This window comes from Amycolatopsis mediterranei, from assembly GCF_026017845.1.
Taxonomy (GTDB): Bacteria; Actinomycetota; Actinomycetes; order Mycobacteriales; family Pseudonocardiaceae; genus Amycolatopsis; species Amycolatopsis mediterranei.
Window position 1 is genome coordinate 2,269,446 of record NZ_CP100416.1, and the last position, 14,031, is coordinate 2,283,476.

14 protein-coding genes are annotated in these 14,031 nt (G+C 71.7%); 10 read left to right on the forward strand and 4 right to left on the reverse strand.

Annotated features, from left to right (window positions below; all coding sequences use genetic code 11):
* Positions 1-4 precede the first annotated feature (4 nt).
* On the forward strand, positions 5-1,459 hold the full coding sequence (gene pdxR, locus ISP_RS10830) for a MocR-like pyridoxine biosynthesis transcription factor PdxR (RefSeq protein WP_013223920.1): 1,455 nt from the start codon (positions 5-7) through the stop codon (positions 1,457-1,459).
* Positions 1,460-1,941: 482 nt separating this feature from the next.
* Positions 1,942-3,711 carry an MFS transporter gene (locus ISP_RS10835; RefSeq protein ID WP_013223921.1) on the forward strand — a complete coding sequence of 590 codons (1,770 nt, stop codon included), beginning with the start codon at positions 1,942-1,944 and terminating at the stop codon, positions 3,709-3,711.
* Positions 3,712-3,760: 49 nt separating this feature from the next.
* Here the strand turns inward: ISP_RS10835 and ISP_RS10840 are convergent, their stop codons facing one another.
* Together ISP_RS10840 and ISP_RS10845 are read right to left on the reverse strand one after the other, a co-directional pair.
* On the reverse strand, positions 3,761-4,420 hold the full coding sequence (locus tag ISP_RS10840) for a peptidylprolyl isomerase (RefSeq protein ID WP_013223922.1): 660 nt from the start codon (positions 4,418-4,420) through the stop codon (positions 3,761-3,763).
* A gap of 25 nt (positions 4,421-4,445) precedes the next feature.
* Complete coding sequence (locus ISP_RS10845) at positions 4,446-4,703, reverse strand: DUF2631 domain-containing protein (protein ID WP_013223923.1); 258 nt, start codon at positions 4,701-4,703, stop codon at positions 4,446-4,448.
* A 94-nt stretch (positions 4,704-4,797) separates the two neighbouring features.
* Here ISP_RS10845 and dxr point away from each other — a divergent pair, with 94 nt between their 5' ends.
* The 4 genes from dxr (at position 4,798) to ISP_RS10865 (ending at position 9,186) form a co-directional block, all read left to right on the forward strand.
* Positions 4,798-6,000, forward strand: a complete 1,203-nt coding sequence (dxr, locus tag ISP_RS10850; RefSeq protein ID WP_034284246.1) for a 1-deoxy-D-xylulose-5-phosphate reductoisomerase — start codon at positions 4,798-4,800, stop codon at positions 5,998-6,000.
* A gap of 3 nt (positions 6,001-6,003) precedes the next feature.
* A complete protein-coding gene (locus tag ISP_RS10855; RefSeq protein ID WP_014466749.1) occupies positions 6,004-7,230 on the forward strand; it encodes a M50 family metallopeptidase in 1,227 nt (408 codons plus the stop codon).
* A gap of 113 nt (positions 7,231-7,343) precedes the next feature.
* The gene (ispG, locus tag ISP_RS10860; protein WP_034284254.1) at positions 7,344-8,495 is read left to right on the forward strand and encodes a flavodoxin-dependent (E)-4-hydroxy-3-methylbut-2-enyl-diphosphate synthase; all 1,152 of its coding nucleotides are present in this window, start codon (positions 7,344-7,346) and stop codon (positions 8,493-8,495) included.
* A 67-nt stretch (positions 8,496-8,562) separates the two neighbouring features.
* Positions 8,563-9,186 (forward strand): class I SAM-dependent methyltransferase, encoded by a 624-nt coding sequence (locus tag ISP_RS10865; RefSeq protein WP_013223927.1) that lies wholly within the window; start codon positions 8,563-8,565, stop codon positions 9,184-9,186.
* Here ISP_RS10865 and ISP_RS10870 read toward each other — a convergent pair.
* Complete coding sequence (locus ISP_RS10870) at positions 9,175-9,429, reverse strand: hypothetical protein (protein ID WP_013223928.1); 255 nt, start codon at positions 9,427-9,429, stop codon at positions 9,175-9,177. The genes ISP_RS10865 and ISP_RS10870 overlap by 12 nt on opposite strands.
* Before the next feature lie 115 nt (positions 9,430-9,544).
* On the opposite strand from ISP_RS10870, the gene ISP_RS10875 reads away from it, so the two are divergent.
* Together ISP_RS10875 and ISP_RS10880 are read left to right on the forward strand one after the other, a co-directional pair.
* Positions 9,545-10,372: a helix-turn-helix domain-containing protein gene (locus tag ISP_RS10875; RefSeq protein ID WP_013223929.1), complete on the forward strand. Its 828-nt coding sequence runs from the start codon at positions 9,545-9,547 to the stop codon at positions 10,370-10,372.
* Between the two features lie 4 nt (positions 10,373-10,376).
* Complete coding sequence (locus ISP_RS10880) at positions 10,377-10,769, forward strand: VOC family protein (RefSeq protein WP_013223930.1); 393 nt, start codon at positions 10,377-10,379, stop codon at positions 10,767-10,769.
* Positions 10,770-11,012: 243 nt separating this feature from the next.
* On the opposite strand, the gene ISP_RS10885 is transcribed toward ISP_RS10880, so the two are convergent.
* Entirely contained in the window at positions 11,013-11,219 is a 207-nt protein-coding gene (locus ISP_RS10885; RefSeq protein ID WP_013223931.1) for a DUF4177 domain-containing protein, read from the reverse strand.
* 100 nt (positions 11,220-11,319) lie between these two features.
* Between ISP_RS10885 and ISP_RS10890 the strand changes: the two genes are divergently transcribed.
* Positions 11,320-12,174 (forward strand): GNAT family N-acetyltransferase, encoded by an 855-nt coding sequence (locus tag ISP_RS10890; protein WP_014466751.1) that lies wholly within the window; start codon positions 11,320-11,322, stop codon positions 12,172-12,174.
* Positions 12,175-12,235: 61 nt separating this feature from the next.
* Complete coding sequence (locus ISP_RS10895; protein ID WP_034284244.1) at positions 12,236-14,026, forward strand: penicillin-binding transpeptidase domain-containing protein; 1,791 nt, start codon at positions 12,236-12,238, stop codon at positions 14,024-14,026.
* Positions 14,027-14,031 lie beyond the last annotated feature (5 nt).

Below are 14,031 nucleotides of genomic sequence, written 5' to 3' on the forward strand. Positions count from 1 at the left end.
CTCGATGGACAGAGCCAAAACCGCGCGCTCCGAGTGGTCCATAGGGTCGGACTTCCTCCAGCTGGACGTCCGCGAGGCGCCGCCGGGAGGCCTGGCGGACTGGCTCGCCGGGCAGCTGCGTTCGGCGGTCGCCGACGGCCGGCTCCCGGTCGGCGGCCGACTGCCCGCGTCCCGGGTGCTGGCCGCCGAGCTGCGCGTGTCGCGGGGCGTGGTCACCGAGGCCTACCAGCGGCTGATCGACGACGGCCACGCCGCGGGCCGCGGCCGCGCGGGCACGGTCGTCGTCGCCGCGCCCGTGCTGCCGCCGGACCCGTCGCCGGACCGGCCTTTTCCCGAGGTCATCACGGCGTCGCCGGGGGTGGAGGTCTTCGACGCGGTCCGCGCGGCCCCGGCCCGGATCGACCTCACCCCCGGCGTCCCGGACCTGACGGCGTTCCCGCGCGCGGCGTGGCTGCGTGCCGAGCGGGCGGTGCTGGACGAGCTGGAGCCGTCCCACTTCGGCTACGGCGACCCACGCGGCGCGCCTTCGATGCGGCTGGCGGTTTCGCGCTGGCTGGCGCGCAACCGCGGCATCCGCGCCGATCCCGGCGAGATCATCGTGGTGGCCGGGGTGGCGCAGGCGTTGACGCTGGTGGGCGACGTGTTGCGGCAGCACGGTGTGTCCGCGATCGCGGTGGAGGACCCGAGTTCGCTGGGCGCGCGCCAGCACCTGCACCACTGCGGTTTGGCGACGCCGCCGGTCCCGGTGGACGAGGACGGGCTGCGGGTTTCTTCGTTGACGGCTCCGGCCGTGTTGCTGACCCCGGCCCACCAGTTCCCGATGGGCGTGGTGCTGGGCGGCGAGCGCCGCCGCGAGCTGATGCGCTGGGTGGCCGAGGGCGGCATCGTCGTCGAGGACGACTACGACGCGGAGCACCGCTACGACCGCGCACCGGTGCCGGCGGTCCGGTCGATGGTGCCGGAGGTTTGTTACACGGGAAGCGTTTCGAAGCTGCTGGCCCCGGCCCTGCGCGTCGGCTGGCTGCTGGCGCCGCCGCGCTTCCGCGACGACCTCGTGGCGGCGAAGCGGTTCGCGGACCTGGGCAACCCGGTGCTGGCCCAGCTGGTCCTGGCGCGCTTGATGGAGACCGGCGAGCTGGAGCGCCAGCTCCGGGTGGTCCGCGCCCGGCACCGCCGCCGCCGCGACGCGATGATCCGCGCGGTCGCTGCCGATTTGCCGGGCGCGGTGGTCCACGGCGCGGCGGCGGGCCTGCACCTGACGGTGACGTTCGACGCCGAGGTGGACGACGTCGCGGTGGCGGCGGCCGCGCTGGCGGAGGGGGTGAAGGTGCAGCCGCTGTCCTGGCACCGGCAACGCCCGGGACGGCCGGGGCTGGTGCTGGGGTACGCGGCCCGGACGGCGACGGAGATCGCCGAGGGCGTGGCCCTGCTCGGGCGGCTGATCAGGCCCTCGCCGTGAGGGGGACCCCCGGTTTCAACGTTACCGGGAGCCACCGACAGTTCCCGTCCGTGCGCCCCGAGTTGTCCACAGACCGGCTCTGCGCGCTCGAGTTGTTGACAGCCATCCGCGGCAATACCGGGCGCGGCATCTTCGCCCGCACTGGTGGTGCCGGAGAGACCTACCTCCGCACTGCCCCCACCCACTGTCAGCACACACGCCGACGCCCCGGGGGACCCCCCGGTTTCAACGTTACCGGGAGCCACCGACAGTTCCCGTCCGTGCGCCCCGAGTTGTCCACAGACCGGCCCTGCATGCCCGACTTGTCCACACCCGACCCCTGCGCGCCCGAAGCCGTTCACCACCACCCCGCGTAAAGCGTCCTCAAAGGACAGTCAAGCGGCTGTGATCATGCTCTCCCCGGCAATTCCCGCTGTTGGTTGCCATACGCAAGCAAGTTGCTTAGCCTAGCTAAGGGACTTTGCGAGCAGAAGGGTTGCACAGTGGCGGAACGCCGGACGTATTCGATCGCGGAACTGGGGCCGCGGTACAAGTGGATCGCGCTGTCCAACACGACGCTGGGCATGCTGATCGCCACGATCAACTCCTCGATCGTGCTGATCGCGCTGCCCGACATCTTCAAGGGCATCGGCATCAACCCCCTGGAACCGGCCAACACGAGCTACCTGCTGTGGATGATCATGGGCTTCCTCGTGGTCACCGCGGTGCTGGTGGTGAGCTTCGGGCGGCTCGGCGACATGTACGGCCGGGCGCGGATGTACAACCTCGGCTTCGCCGTCTTCACCGTTTCCTCCATCATGCTGGCCGTCACCTGGTTCGACGGTGACGCCGCCGCGCTGTGGCTGATCGGCTGGCGGATCGTGCAGGGCGTCGGCGGTGCCTTCCTGATGGCGAACTCCTCGGCGATCCTCACCGACGCCTTCCCGGCCAACCAGCGCGGCCTCGCGCTCGGCATGAACGGTGTCGCGGCCATCGCCGGCTCGTTCCTCGGCCTGGTCGTGGGCGGGGTGCTCGCGCCGATCGACTGGAACCTGATCTTCCTCGTGTCGGTGCCGTTCGGCGTGATCGGCACGATCTGGGCGTACCTCAAGCTGCACGACACCGGCATCCGCAAGCACGCGCGGATGGACTGGTGGGGCAACATCACCTTCGCCGTCGGCCTGATCGCGGTGCTGATCGGCATCACCTACGGCATCCAGCCCTACGACTCGTCGCCGACCGGCTGGGGCAGCCCGTTCGTGCTCAGCTGCCTGATCGGCGGGTTCGCCGTGCTGGTGGCGTTCGTGATCATCGAGTCGAAGGTGGACAACCCGCTGTTCCGCCTGTCGCTGTTCCGGATCCGCTCGTTCACCTGGGGCAACGTCGCGAACCTGACGGCCTCCCTCGGCCGCGGCGGGCTGCAGTTCATCCTGATCATCTGGCTGCAGGGCATCTGGCTGCCGCAGCACGGCTACACGTTCGAGCAGACGCCGCTGTGGGCGGGCATCTACATGCTGCCGATGACGGTCGGCTTCCTGCTGGCCGCGCCGACGTCGGGCATCCTCGCCGACCGCATCGGCAGCCGCCTGCTCGCCTCGACCGGCCTGCTCATCACGGCGATCACGTTCCTGCTGCTGATCATCCTGCCGGTGAACTTCGACTACTGGGCGTTCGCGGCGATCCTGCTGATCAACGGCATCGGTATGGGCATGTTCTCCTCGCCCAACCGCGCCGAGGTGATGAACAGCCTGCCGGCGGACGCCCGGGGCTCCGGCGCGGGCATGATGACGACCTTCCAGAACGCGGCGATGGTCCTGTCGATCGGCTTCTTCTTCAGCTTGATCATCGCGGGCCTGTCGAGCAGCCTCCCGTCGACGATGAGCCAGGGCCTGACCGAGCACGGCGTCCCGGCGGCCGCGGCGGCCCAGATCGCCAACCTCCCGGCGGTGGCGGTGCTGTTCGCGGCCTTCCTGGGCTACAACCCGATCCAGCAGCTCCTGGGCGGCCAGCTGTCGTCGCTGCCGCCGGAGCAGGCTTCGTTCCTGACGGGCCGCAGCTTCTTCCCGAACCTGATCTCGGGCCCGTTCCAGTCGGGGTTGGCGGTGGCGTTCGGCTTCGCGATCGTCGTGTGCCTGATCGGCGCGGTGGCGTCGTTGCTGACGAAGGACGCTCGCCCGGCGGATCGCGAGTCGGTGGGCGAAGAGCTGGCCGCCGTCGCCGGGGAATCGAGCGGCGGGCCGAGCGAATTGGTGGCGCCGTCGACCGAACGCTGAAGGTGACGCAGGGAAGCCGGGTGCCGGGTGGCACCCGGCTTTTCCGTCGCTACCAGCCGACCGTGGCGCGCTGGATCTTCACCGGGTGGGCCGGCGCCCCGTCCAGCGGCCCGTTCGGATCGGCCGGGATGATCCCGTCGGCCACCATCCGGTCGAGCGCGGACATCCCCCGGATCACCCGCCCCATGACCGAATAGTTCGCCGGGATGTGCGCGAACGAGTGCACGATGAAGAACTCCGACCCGTTCGTCCCGGGCCCCTGGTTCCCCATCGCGATCGTCCCGCGCGGGTACGTCTCGGCGCCCGAAACCTCGTCCGGGAACTTGTACCCCGGTCCGCCCTTCTCGACCTCGTAGATGTCCCCGCACTGAAGGACACCGAGGCGAGCGGAATTCGACAACCGCCAGCACTGGGACCGGTCGTAGAACCGCTGCAGAACCAGCGAAACCAGGTTGTGCACCGCGCACGGAGCCGCCCCCGCGCGGTCCAGCCGCACGGTCACCGGCCCGTAGTTGAACCGGAACGTGACGTCCACGGTCCCGCGGGTCGACGCCACCGGCAACGGGCGCACCACCGGGCGCGCCGCCGGGTTCGACGGTGTCGGGGTGAACGTGCACCGGACCAACGGCACCGAAGCCGACGCCGGAGCGGCAGGCACCACCAAGGCACCCAGAACAGCGAGCAGAGCCAGTCCCCAGCGCAGCTTCATGCCGGGGACGTTAGCGAATGACGAACTACTTGCGCCAGGCCGTGCGCTGCTTGCGGATGTCCAGCACCAGCAGCAGGACGAGGAACAGCGCCAAGCCGACCAGCCACACGTTCTCGGTGTTGTTCTCGTGGTTGCCCTTGATCATCACCAGCAGGATGATCGCGCTGACCCAGCCGGCGATGCGGGTGGCCTTCGGGAACGAGCCGTGCCAGCCCCAGGCCGCGGACGGCTCGTCGCGCGGGTCGACCTCGGGCCGCCTCTTCTCGACCGCCTTGCCTGCCACGATGAACTCCTCAAACCCCGTGAACCTCGGACCCGCCGATGATCCCACACCTCCGGGTGCGCCGCGGAGACGCCCCGCGCGACAATGACCGGCGATGACTACCTCGCGAAGCGTTCTCGTGCTCGGCTCGACCGGGTCCATCGGCGTGCAGGCCCTCGACGTCGCCGCGCGCAACCCGCACCTGTTCCGGGTGGCCGGGATCGCCGCGGGCGGCGCCGATCCGGCCGCGCTCGCCGCGCAGGCGATCGCCCACGGCGTCGAGGCCGTCGCCGTGACGAGGGCCACGGCCGCCGAAGACGTCCAGCTCGCGCTGTACGCCGAAGCGCAGCAGCGCGGGTACGCCCGGGGCGAGTTCAAGCTCCCGCGGCTCTTCGCGGGCTCCGACGCCGTCACCGAGCTGATCGACGCGGTCAAGGTCGACACCGTGCTCAACGCGCTCCCGGGCTCCCGCGGCCTCGAGCCGACCCTCAAAGCGCTCGCCACCGGCGCCACCCTCGCGCTGGCCAACAAGGAGTCCCTGATCGCCGGCGGGCCGCTGGTGCTCGCCGCGGCCAAGCCCGGGCAGCTCGTGCCCGTCGACTCCGAGCACTCCGCCATCGCCCAGGCCCTGCGCGCCGGGCACCGCAGCGAGGTCGCCCGGCTCGTCCTCACCGCCTCCGGCGGCCCGTTCCGCGGCCGCAAGCGCGCGGAGCTGGCCGGCGTCACCGTCGAGCAGGCGATGGCGCACCCGACCTGGTCGATGGGCCCGCTCATCACGATCAACTCCGCCACCCTGGTCAACAAGGGCCTGGAGCTGATCGAGGCGGCGCTGCTGTTCGACGTCGAGCCCGCGAAGATCGACGTCACCGTGCACCCGCAGTCGATCGTGCACTCGATGGTGACCTTCGCCGACGGCTCGACGATCGCCCAGGCCAGCCCGCCCGACATGCGGCTGCCCATCGCGCTTGCGCTGCACTGGCCCGACCGGGTCCCCGACGCCGCCCCCGCGTGCACCTGGGACCAGGCCGCGACCTGGACGTTCGAGCCGCTGGACGACGAGGCCTTCCCGGCCGTCGAGCTGGCCCGGCACTGCGGCACCGCGGGCGGCTGCCTGCCCGCCGTCTACAACGCCGCGAACGAGGAGCTCGTGTCCGCTTTCCTGGCGCAGAACACCAGCTTCACGTCGATAGTGGACACTGTTTCCGAGGTGGTGGGAGCCGCCGACGAATGGCGTCGCGAACCACGCGACGTCGAGGACGTTCTCGCGGCCGAGCGGTGGGCTCGTGCGCGGGCCGGTTCGATCATCGAGGGGAAGTAGCGGGTGCTCGCCTACATCATCGGTGTGGTGCTCTTCGCGCTGGGGATCTGCGTCTCAGTCGCACTGCATGAGGCCGGCCACATGGTCACCGCGAAGGCCTTCGGCATGAAGGTCCGCCGGTACTTCGTGGGCTTCGGCCCCACGGTGTTCTCCTGGCGCCGCGGCGAGACCGAGTACGGCCTGAAGTGGATCCCGCTGGGCGGCTTCTGCGACATCGCCGGCATGACCGCGCTCGACGAGGTCACCCCGGACGAGGCGCCGCGCGCGATGTGGCGGTTCAAGACCTGGAAGCGCACCGTCGTGATGTCGGCCGGGTCGATCACCCACTTCATCCTGGGCTTCGTGGTCCTCTATCTGATGGCCGTGACCATGGGCCTGCCGAACCCCAACGCCGCTCCCCCCGCCCCGGTGGTGGACTCGACCTCCTGCGCCCGCCCGGCCACGTCGAAGGCGCAGGCCGAGGCCCAGGTCAACGCCCCCTGCCCGCAGGACGCGCTGACCCCGGCGGCCACGGCGGGGCTGCGGCGCGGCGACCGGGTGCTCGCCGTCGGCGGCAAGCCGGTCGCGACCTGGGACGAGATGCTCACCGCCGTGCAGGCCACCAGCGGCCGGACGGTGTTCGAGGTGCAGCGCGGCAACCAGCAGCTGTGGCTCGTCGTCGACGTGCCGAAGGTGCCGCGCTGGAACGGCAAGGACGTCAAGGAAGTCGGCATGGTCGGCGTCTCGCCCAAGCAGGATTCGCTGACCGTCCAGTACGGCCCGGTCGCCGCGGTCGGCGCCACGTTCCGCTTCACCGGCTCGATGTTCGCCGAGACGGCGCAGCGGCTCGTCCAGTTCCCCCAGCGCATCCCCGCCGTGGTGACCGCGATCTTCGGCGGCGTGCGCGACGCGAACACCCCGGTCAGCGTCGTCGGCGCGAGCCGGATCGGCGGCGAAGCGGTCGAACGCGGCATCTGGGTGCTGTTCTTCCTCCTGCTGGCCAGCCTGAACTTCTTCATCGGCGTGTTCAACCTGCTGCCGCTGCTGCCGCTGGACGGCGGGCACATCGCGGTGGTCTGGTACGAGCGCGTCCGCGACTGGCTCCGCGCCCGGCGGGGCAAGGCGGCCGGGGGTCCCGTCGACTACACGAGGCTCTCCGGGATCACGATGGTGCTCGTGCTGCTCGGCGGGGCGGTGACGCTGCTCACGGTGACGGCCGACATCGTCAACCCCATCCGGCTCAGCCCGTGAGTTCCCCGGCGGGGTGACGGCCCTCCGCGGGCCGCTCACCCCGCCGTAACGTTGCTCACCGTCACGGTTGACATGGTGAAGGTGGCCCAGTAGGGGTGGGTACGCTGGAAGCCGTGACCGTCGCACTCGGTATGCCCGCCCTGCCCCCGCCCGTCCTGTCCGAGCGCCGCAAGACTCGCCAGCTCCAGGTGGGTTCGGTCGGCGTCGGCAGCGACCACCCGATCTCCGTCCAGTCGATGACGACGACCCTCACCTCCGACGTCAACGCCACCCTGCAGCAGATCGCCGAGCTGACCGCCGCGGGCTGCGACATCGTCCGCGTGGCGTGCCCGTCGGCCGACGACGCCGAGGCGCTGCCGGCGATCGCGAAGAAGTCGCAGATCCCGGTGATCGCCGACATCCACTTCCAGCCCAAGTACGTCTTCGCGGCGATCGAGGCCGGCTGCGCCGCCGTGCGCGTGAACCCGGGCAACATCCGGAAGTTCGACGACCAGGTCAAGGAGATCGCGCAGGCCGCGAAGGACCACGGCACGCCGATCCGGATCGGCGTCAACGCGGGTTCGCTCGACAAGCGGATCATGGACAAGTACGGCAAGGCGACGCCGGAGGCGCTGGCCGAGTCGGCGCTGTGGGAGGCGTCGCTGTTCGCCGAGCACGACTTCCACGACATCAAGATCTCGGTGAAGCACAACGACCCGGTGGTCATGGTGCGCGCCTACGAGCTGCTCGCCGAGCAGTGCGACTACCCGCTGCACCTCGGCGTCACCGAGGCCGGGCCGGCGTTCCAGGGCACGATCAAGTCGGCCGTCGCGTTCGGCGCGCTGCTGCGCCAGGGCATCGGCGACACGATCCGCGTCTCGCTGTCCGCGCCGCCGGTCGAAGAGGTCAAGGTCGGCATCCAGATCCTGCAGTCGCTGAACCTCAAGCAGCGCAAGCTGGAAATCGTGTCGTGCCCGTCGTGCGGGCGCGCGCAGGTGGACGTCTACACGCTGGCCGAGCAGGTCACGGCCGGGCTCGAGGGCATGGAGATCCCGCTGCGCGTCGCCGTCATGGGCTGCGTCGTGAACGGCCCGGGTGAGGCCCGCGAGGCCGACCTGGGTGTGGCGTCGGGCAACGGCAAGGGCCAGATCTTCGTCAAGGGCGAGGTCATCAAGACCGTGCCGGAGCACGCGATCGTCGAGACGCTCATCGAAGAGGCCATGCGCATCGCCGAAGAGGCGGGCGAGTCCTTGGGTGAGGGCGCGCCGGTGGTCACCGCTGGCTGAGGCTTTTCGGCGGGTCCGGGTGGCGAAGCCCCCGGCTCGGGGCGAAGCCCCGGTTGTCACAGCGCTGTTGACGGACGACGCTCTCGAGGCGTCGTCCGTGGTGGCCAACCGCGCGATGAACCGCGAGCGCCGGTTGGCCGGCCGCGACGGCTATTCGCGCGTCCTCGGCTTCGACATCCTGAGCTTGCCGTCCGGTGCGCGCTGGCTCGATCTCTGCTGCGGCAGCGGGCGCGCGCTCCTGGACGCGGCCGAGGCCCGGCCGGATCTGGACGTCACGGGCGTCGACCTCGTCGGGTACTTCGCCGCGGCCGGGCCCGTGCGGTTCGAGACGGCGTCGATCACGGCGTGGCAGCCCGCGGGCCGGTTCGACCTCGTCACCTGCGTGCACGGCCTCCACTACGTCGGCGACAAGCTGGGCGCGCTGCGGCGGGCGGCGTCCTGGCTGGGCGACGGCGGCGTGTTCGTGGCGAACTTCGACGTCGCGGGAATCGAGGCGCCGGGCGGGGCGCGCCGGGTGCTGCGCGCGCTGCGCGAAGCGGGTTTCACGTACGACTCGCGAGCACACCGGATCCGGCGGGACGGCCCCTTCGCCGGCTCGCTGCCCTTCCGCTACCTCGGCGCGGACGACCGGGCCGGCCCGAACTACACGGGCCGGCCCGCCGTCCGCTCGTGCTACGGATCAGCCTTGTAGGTGGTGCTGGGCGGCGTCGCGGATCTGCAGGCGGACGTTCTCGAGCGCGGCCGCGACCTCGTCGATCTGCTGGGACGCGAGCTGGATGGCGCCCTGGATCGAGGTCGCGGAAGACGTCTCCCCGAGCAGGCCGAGCACCTGGGCCTGGAGGTCTTCGAGGTCGCTCTTCGTGGCGAGCGCGATGCCGGTCGGCACCTGGTCGGCGAGCAGCTCCAGCTGCTGCGCCTGCTCCTGGATCGTCATCGGGGGATTTCCTTCCGCGGTGGGGACGCACTGTCCGTGTTAGCAGACGCGGAACTGGCAGTGACACCTAGGGCTTCGTCCCAGGTCGGGGGCTCCGCCACCCGAGCCCCGAAAAATGTCGGTGGTGACGATTACGCTCGCATTCGTGAGCGTGACCTGGGCCATTCACGAGCCGCACCCGGTGGTGCGGCCCCTGGTCACGCGCTATGTCGGGTACGCGCAGGACGAGGTCACGCTGGCCGTCCACCGCGGGCTGCCCTCCCGGCATGTGACGCTCGTCATCAGCCTCGCCGGGCCGGTGCGGATGGCGGGGCAGAGCCTGCAGGCGCTGGTCGGCGGGCTGCACACGCGCGCGGTGCTGATCCGGCAAGACCGCGTGCAGGAGGGGGTGCAGCTGGAGCTCGACCCGCTGGGGGTGCGGACGCTGTTCGGGGTGACGGCGGCCGAGCTGAGCGGCGAGGTGGCCGACCTCGCCGACTTCGGTCTCGGCTGGTTGCCGGAGCAGCTGCGCTCGCTGTCGACCTGGCGCGAGCGGTTCGCGCTGCTGGATGACGTCCTGGCCGCCCGGGCCGTCGAGCCGGTGGTGCCGCCGCCCGAGCTGGGGGAGGCGTGGCGCCGGCTGCGCGGTGCGGACGGGCGGGTGCGCGTCGCGGACCTGGCGGACGAGGTCGGCTGGAGCCGTCGCCACCTGGGCGAGCGCTTCCGCACGGAGCTGGGGCTGGCGCCGAAGCAGGCGGCGCGGGTGCTGCGGTTCGAGCGGGCCGGGCGCCTGCTGCGGCGCGGGCGGACGGACCTGGCGGCGCTGGCGGCGGAGTGCGGGTTCTACGACCAGGCGCACCTGACGAACGAGTGGCGCGCGCTGGCGGGGTGCACGCCGGGGACGTGGATCGCCGAGGAGCTCCCGTTCCTCCAAGACCAGGAGGCGGAGGTGGCGCGAAGCTGAAGGCATGACTCCTGAACCGAACGTCTGGCCCGCCCTCCGCTACGACGACGCCCCGGCCGCGGTCCGCTTCCTCGTCGACGTCCTCGGCTTCACCGAGGCGCTGGTGGTGCCCGAGGGAGAGCTGATCGCGCACGCCGAGCTGCGCTGGCCCGAGGGCGGCGCGGTGATGCTGGGCAGCGTCCACCCACCGGACGGAATCCACGACGCGATGAAGCCGGGAACGGCCGCGGTGTACGTGGTGTCGGACCGGGTGGACGAGGTGTACGCACGGGTACAGGCCGCGGGAGCGCAGATAACGGCGGAGCTGACGGACACCGAGTACGGCTCGCACACGTTCAGCCTGCGCGACCCGGAGGGCAACGCCTGGACCCTCGGCACCTACCGCGGCGCGGCTTGACCGGGTCGCTCGAGCCGCCGGAGTGACGTCGGCTCGCCGGCCGATCAGCCGCGGCCACGGCCGCAGCCGCAGCCACGGCCGCAGCCGCAGCCACGGCCGCAGCCGCGGCTGCTCGGCTTGCCGGGTAGGGGTGCGGCTCGCGCTGGTGCAAGGGGGCGGCTTGCCGGGCCCGGAGTGCGGATCGCTGGCTCGATCCACCCGGGCCGCCCGGCGGCGGGGCCACCCCCGGCTGCCCCGCCCCCGCTACTGCACCGGCCGCTCGAACGTCACCAGCAACCCGTCCACCCCACCCGGCCCGACCCGGCCCTTCACCTCCGCCGAGGTGATGGCCTTGAGCTGCCACCCGTCCTCGGCGTGGTCGTTCAGCAGTTTCTCCAGCTTGTCGCCCGACATCTTGCCGCCGAGCAGCTTCTCGCGGACCTCGACGACCTTGTACGTATAACGCTGCATGCTTCCGATACTGCCCGGAATGCCCGGTCACGGGTGTTCATCTCACCGTGTCGGGAGGCTTGCGTTCCGTTCAGCAGTCGAATCTGGCACCCTGGAGCCCGTGTTGCGGCTTGCAGGTGCCCGGCTGCTCGATGACCGGGACTATCCGGCGGTCCGAGCCGCGCTGGCCGCCGACCCCGTGGGCAGCTGCATGGTCAGCGCCCGGGTCGAAGCCGCGGGCCTCGACCCGTGGCGGCTCGGTGGTGAGCTCTGGGCTGCCGACAGCCGTCCGGTCCGGGCCGGGCGGCTCCAAGGGCTGTGCTTTTCCGGGCCCAACCTCATCCCGCTGCGCGGCAACGCGCCCGCGTTGCGCTCCTTCGCCGACCGCGCGCTGAGAAGGCAACGCACCTGCTCCTCGCTCGTCGGCCCGGCCGAGCAGGTCCTCGGCCTGTGGGACGAGCTCGAAGGCGAGTGGGGCCCGGCCCGCGAGGTCCGGGGCGACCAGCCGCTGATGGCGCTGGACGCCACGCCGCTCGTCGCCGCCGATCCGCTGGTCCGGCCCGTCCGGCCGGACGAGCTCGAGCGTTACCTGCCCGCGGCCGTCTCCATGTTCATCGAGGAGGTCGGTGTCGATCCGCGCAGCGGTGACGGCGGCGCCAGCTACCGCGCCCGGGTCACCGAGCTGATCGGTGCCGGCCGCGCCTTCGCCCGTTTCGAGGACGGCGAAGTCGTCTTCAAGGCCGAGATCGGCGCCATGTCGGCCACCGTCGGGCAGATCCAGGGTGTCTGGGTGCACCCCGACCGCCGGGGCAGCGGGCTCGGCACCGCCGGCACCGCCGCGGTCGTGAACCGGCTCGTCCGCGGCCTCGGCCGCACCGCCAGCCTCTACGTCAACGCCTTCAACACCCCCGCCCTCGCGGCCTACCGCAAGATCGGGTTCGAGCAGGTCGGCCAGTACGCGACGGTGCTGTTCTAACCACTCTTCCGTGGCGGTGTTTCGAAGCCGCCGCAACGCTCTGACCAGGCATCATCCGGCCATGAGTGCACGTCGAAACCGTGCCCTCGCGGTGCTGCTGCTCGTCGCCGCGACCACGGCCGGGTGCTCGGGCGACAGTCCCGAAGACGCCCTCTCCGCCTTCCTGGACGCCGTCGCGTCCGGGGACGTCGCCGGCGCGGCGGCGAACACCGACTCACCCGAAGCCGCGAAGACCGTCCTGAGCCAGGTCCGCGGCGTGCTCGACCCCGAGGCCCTCGACGTCGACGACGAAGAGGTGAAACAGCCGGACGGCGAAGTCGTGACCGCCGGCTACCGGCTCACCTGGCACCTGCCGCACGGGCGCACCTGGTCCTACCGCGCCGACGCCCAGCTGCGGGCGGCCGAGAACGGCTGGCAGGTGCACTGGCAGCCGACGGTCGTGCATCCCCAGCTGGCCGTCGGGCAGACCCTCGGCATGCTGCCGCAGCTGCCGGAAACGGCCCCGGTCCTCGACCGCGACGGCGTGCCGCTGATGCGCCCGCAGACGGTGATCGGCGTGGTCGTCGATCCGCAGAAGGCCGGCAACGCGAGTGCCGTCGCCGGGACGCTGGCCAAGGCGCTGCACCGGTACGAGCCCTCGGTCACCGGCCGGTCCGTGCTGGACGGGATGAGCAAGACCAAGCCCGGTGACGCCTACCCGGTGATCACCCTGCGCGCCGGCGACTACCAGCGCGTCAAGCCGGCGATCTACGACCTGCCCGGCGTCCGCTTCGCCAGCCAGGAGCGGCTGCTGCCGGTGACCCACGGGTCGGGGCAGCAGGTCCTGCCCGCCATCCGCGCGCTGGTCGAACAGCAGCTGGCCGGGGCGGCGGGCTGGCGGATCGTCACCCGCGACGTCACCGGCGGCGAGGCCGCCGAGCTCAAGGCCGAGCCGCCGCAGCCGGCGCCCGCTGTCACCAGCACGCTCAGCGCGAAGATCCAGGCCGCCGCCGAGAAGGCGCTCGCCACCGAGCCGTACTCCGCCGCGCTGGTCGCGATCCAGCCCTCGAGCGGGGACATCCTCGCCGTGGCGCAGAACGCCGCCGCCGACGAGGAAGGCTCGCTGGCCCTGTCCGGGCGCTACCCGCCGGGTTCGACGTTCAAGATCGTCACGGCGGCGGCCGCGCTGTCGGCGGGGGAGGTGGAGGCGGGCAGCCCGGTCGACTGCCCCGGGACGACGACGATCGAAAACCGCGTCGTGCCGAACGAAGGCCGGTTCGACCTGGGCCGGGTGCCGCTGAAGACGGCGTTCGCGCGGTCCTGCAACACGACGTTCGCCCGGCTCGCCGCCGGTCTCGCCGGCTCGTCGCTCACCGACACCGCGCGCTCCCTCGGCCTCGGCGCCGACTTCGTCGTCCCCGGCCTGACCACGGTCACCGGTGATGTCCCGGCCAGCGACTCCGCCGTCCAGCGGGCGGAAAACGGCTTCGGCCAGGGCCGGGTGCTGGCCAGCCCGTTCGGCATGGCGCTGGTCGCGGCCACCGTGCAGGCCGGGAAGGTGCCGTCGCCGTCGATCGTCAAGGGCATGCCGGCGGCCACGAAGAACGTCGGCGATCCGCCGTCGCAGGAGGTCCTCGACGCGCTGCGCGGGATGATGCGGGAAGTCGTCACGGCGGGCACCGCGACCGGGCTGCGGGACATTCCCGACGTCGCGGGCAAGACCGGCACCGCCCAGTTCGGCGACGGCTCTCACTCACACGGGTGGTTCGTCGGCTACCGCGGCGACCTCGCGTTCGCCGTGCTCCTGACCGACGCCGGGTCGTCCAAACCGGCGGTCCAGGCCGCGCACCGGTTCCTGGCGGGGATCGGCTGAGCGGA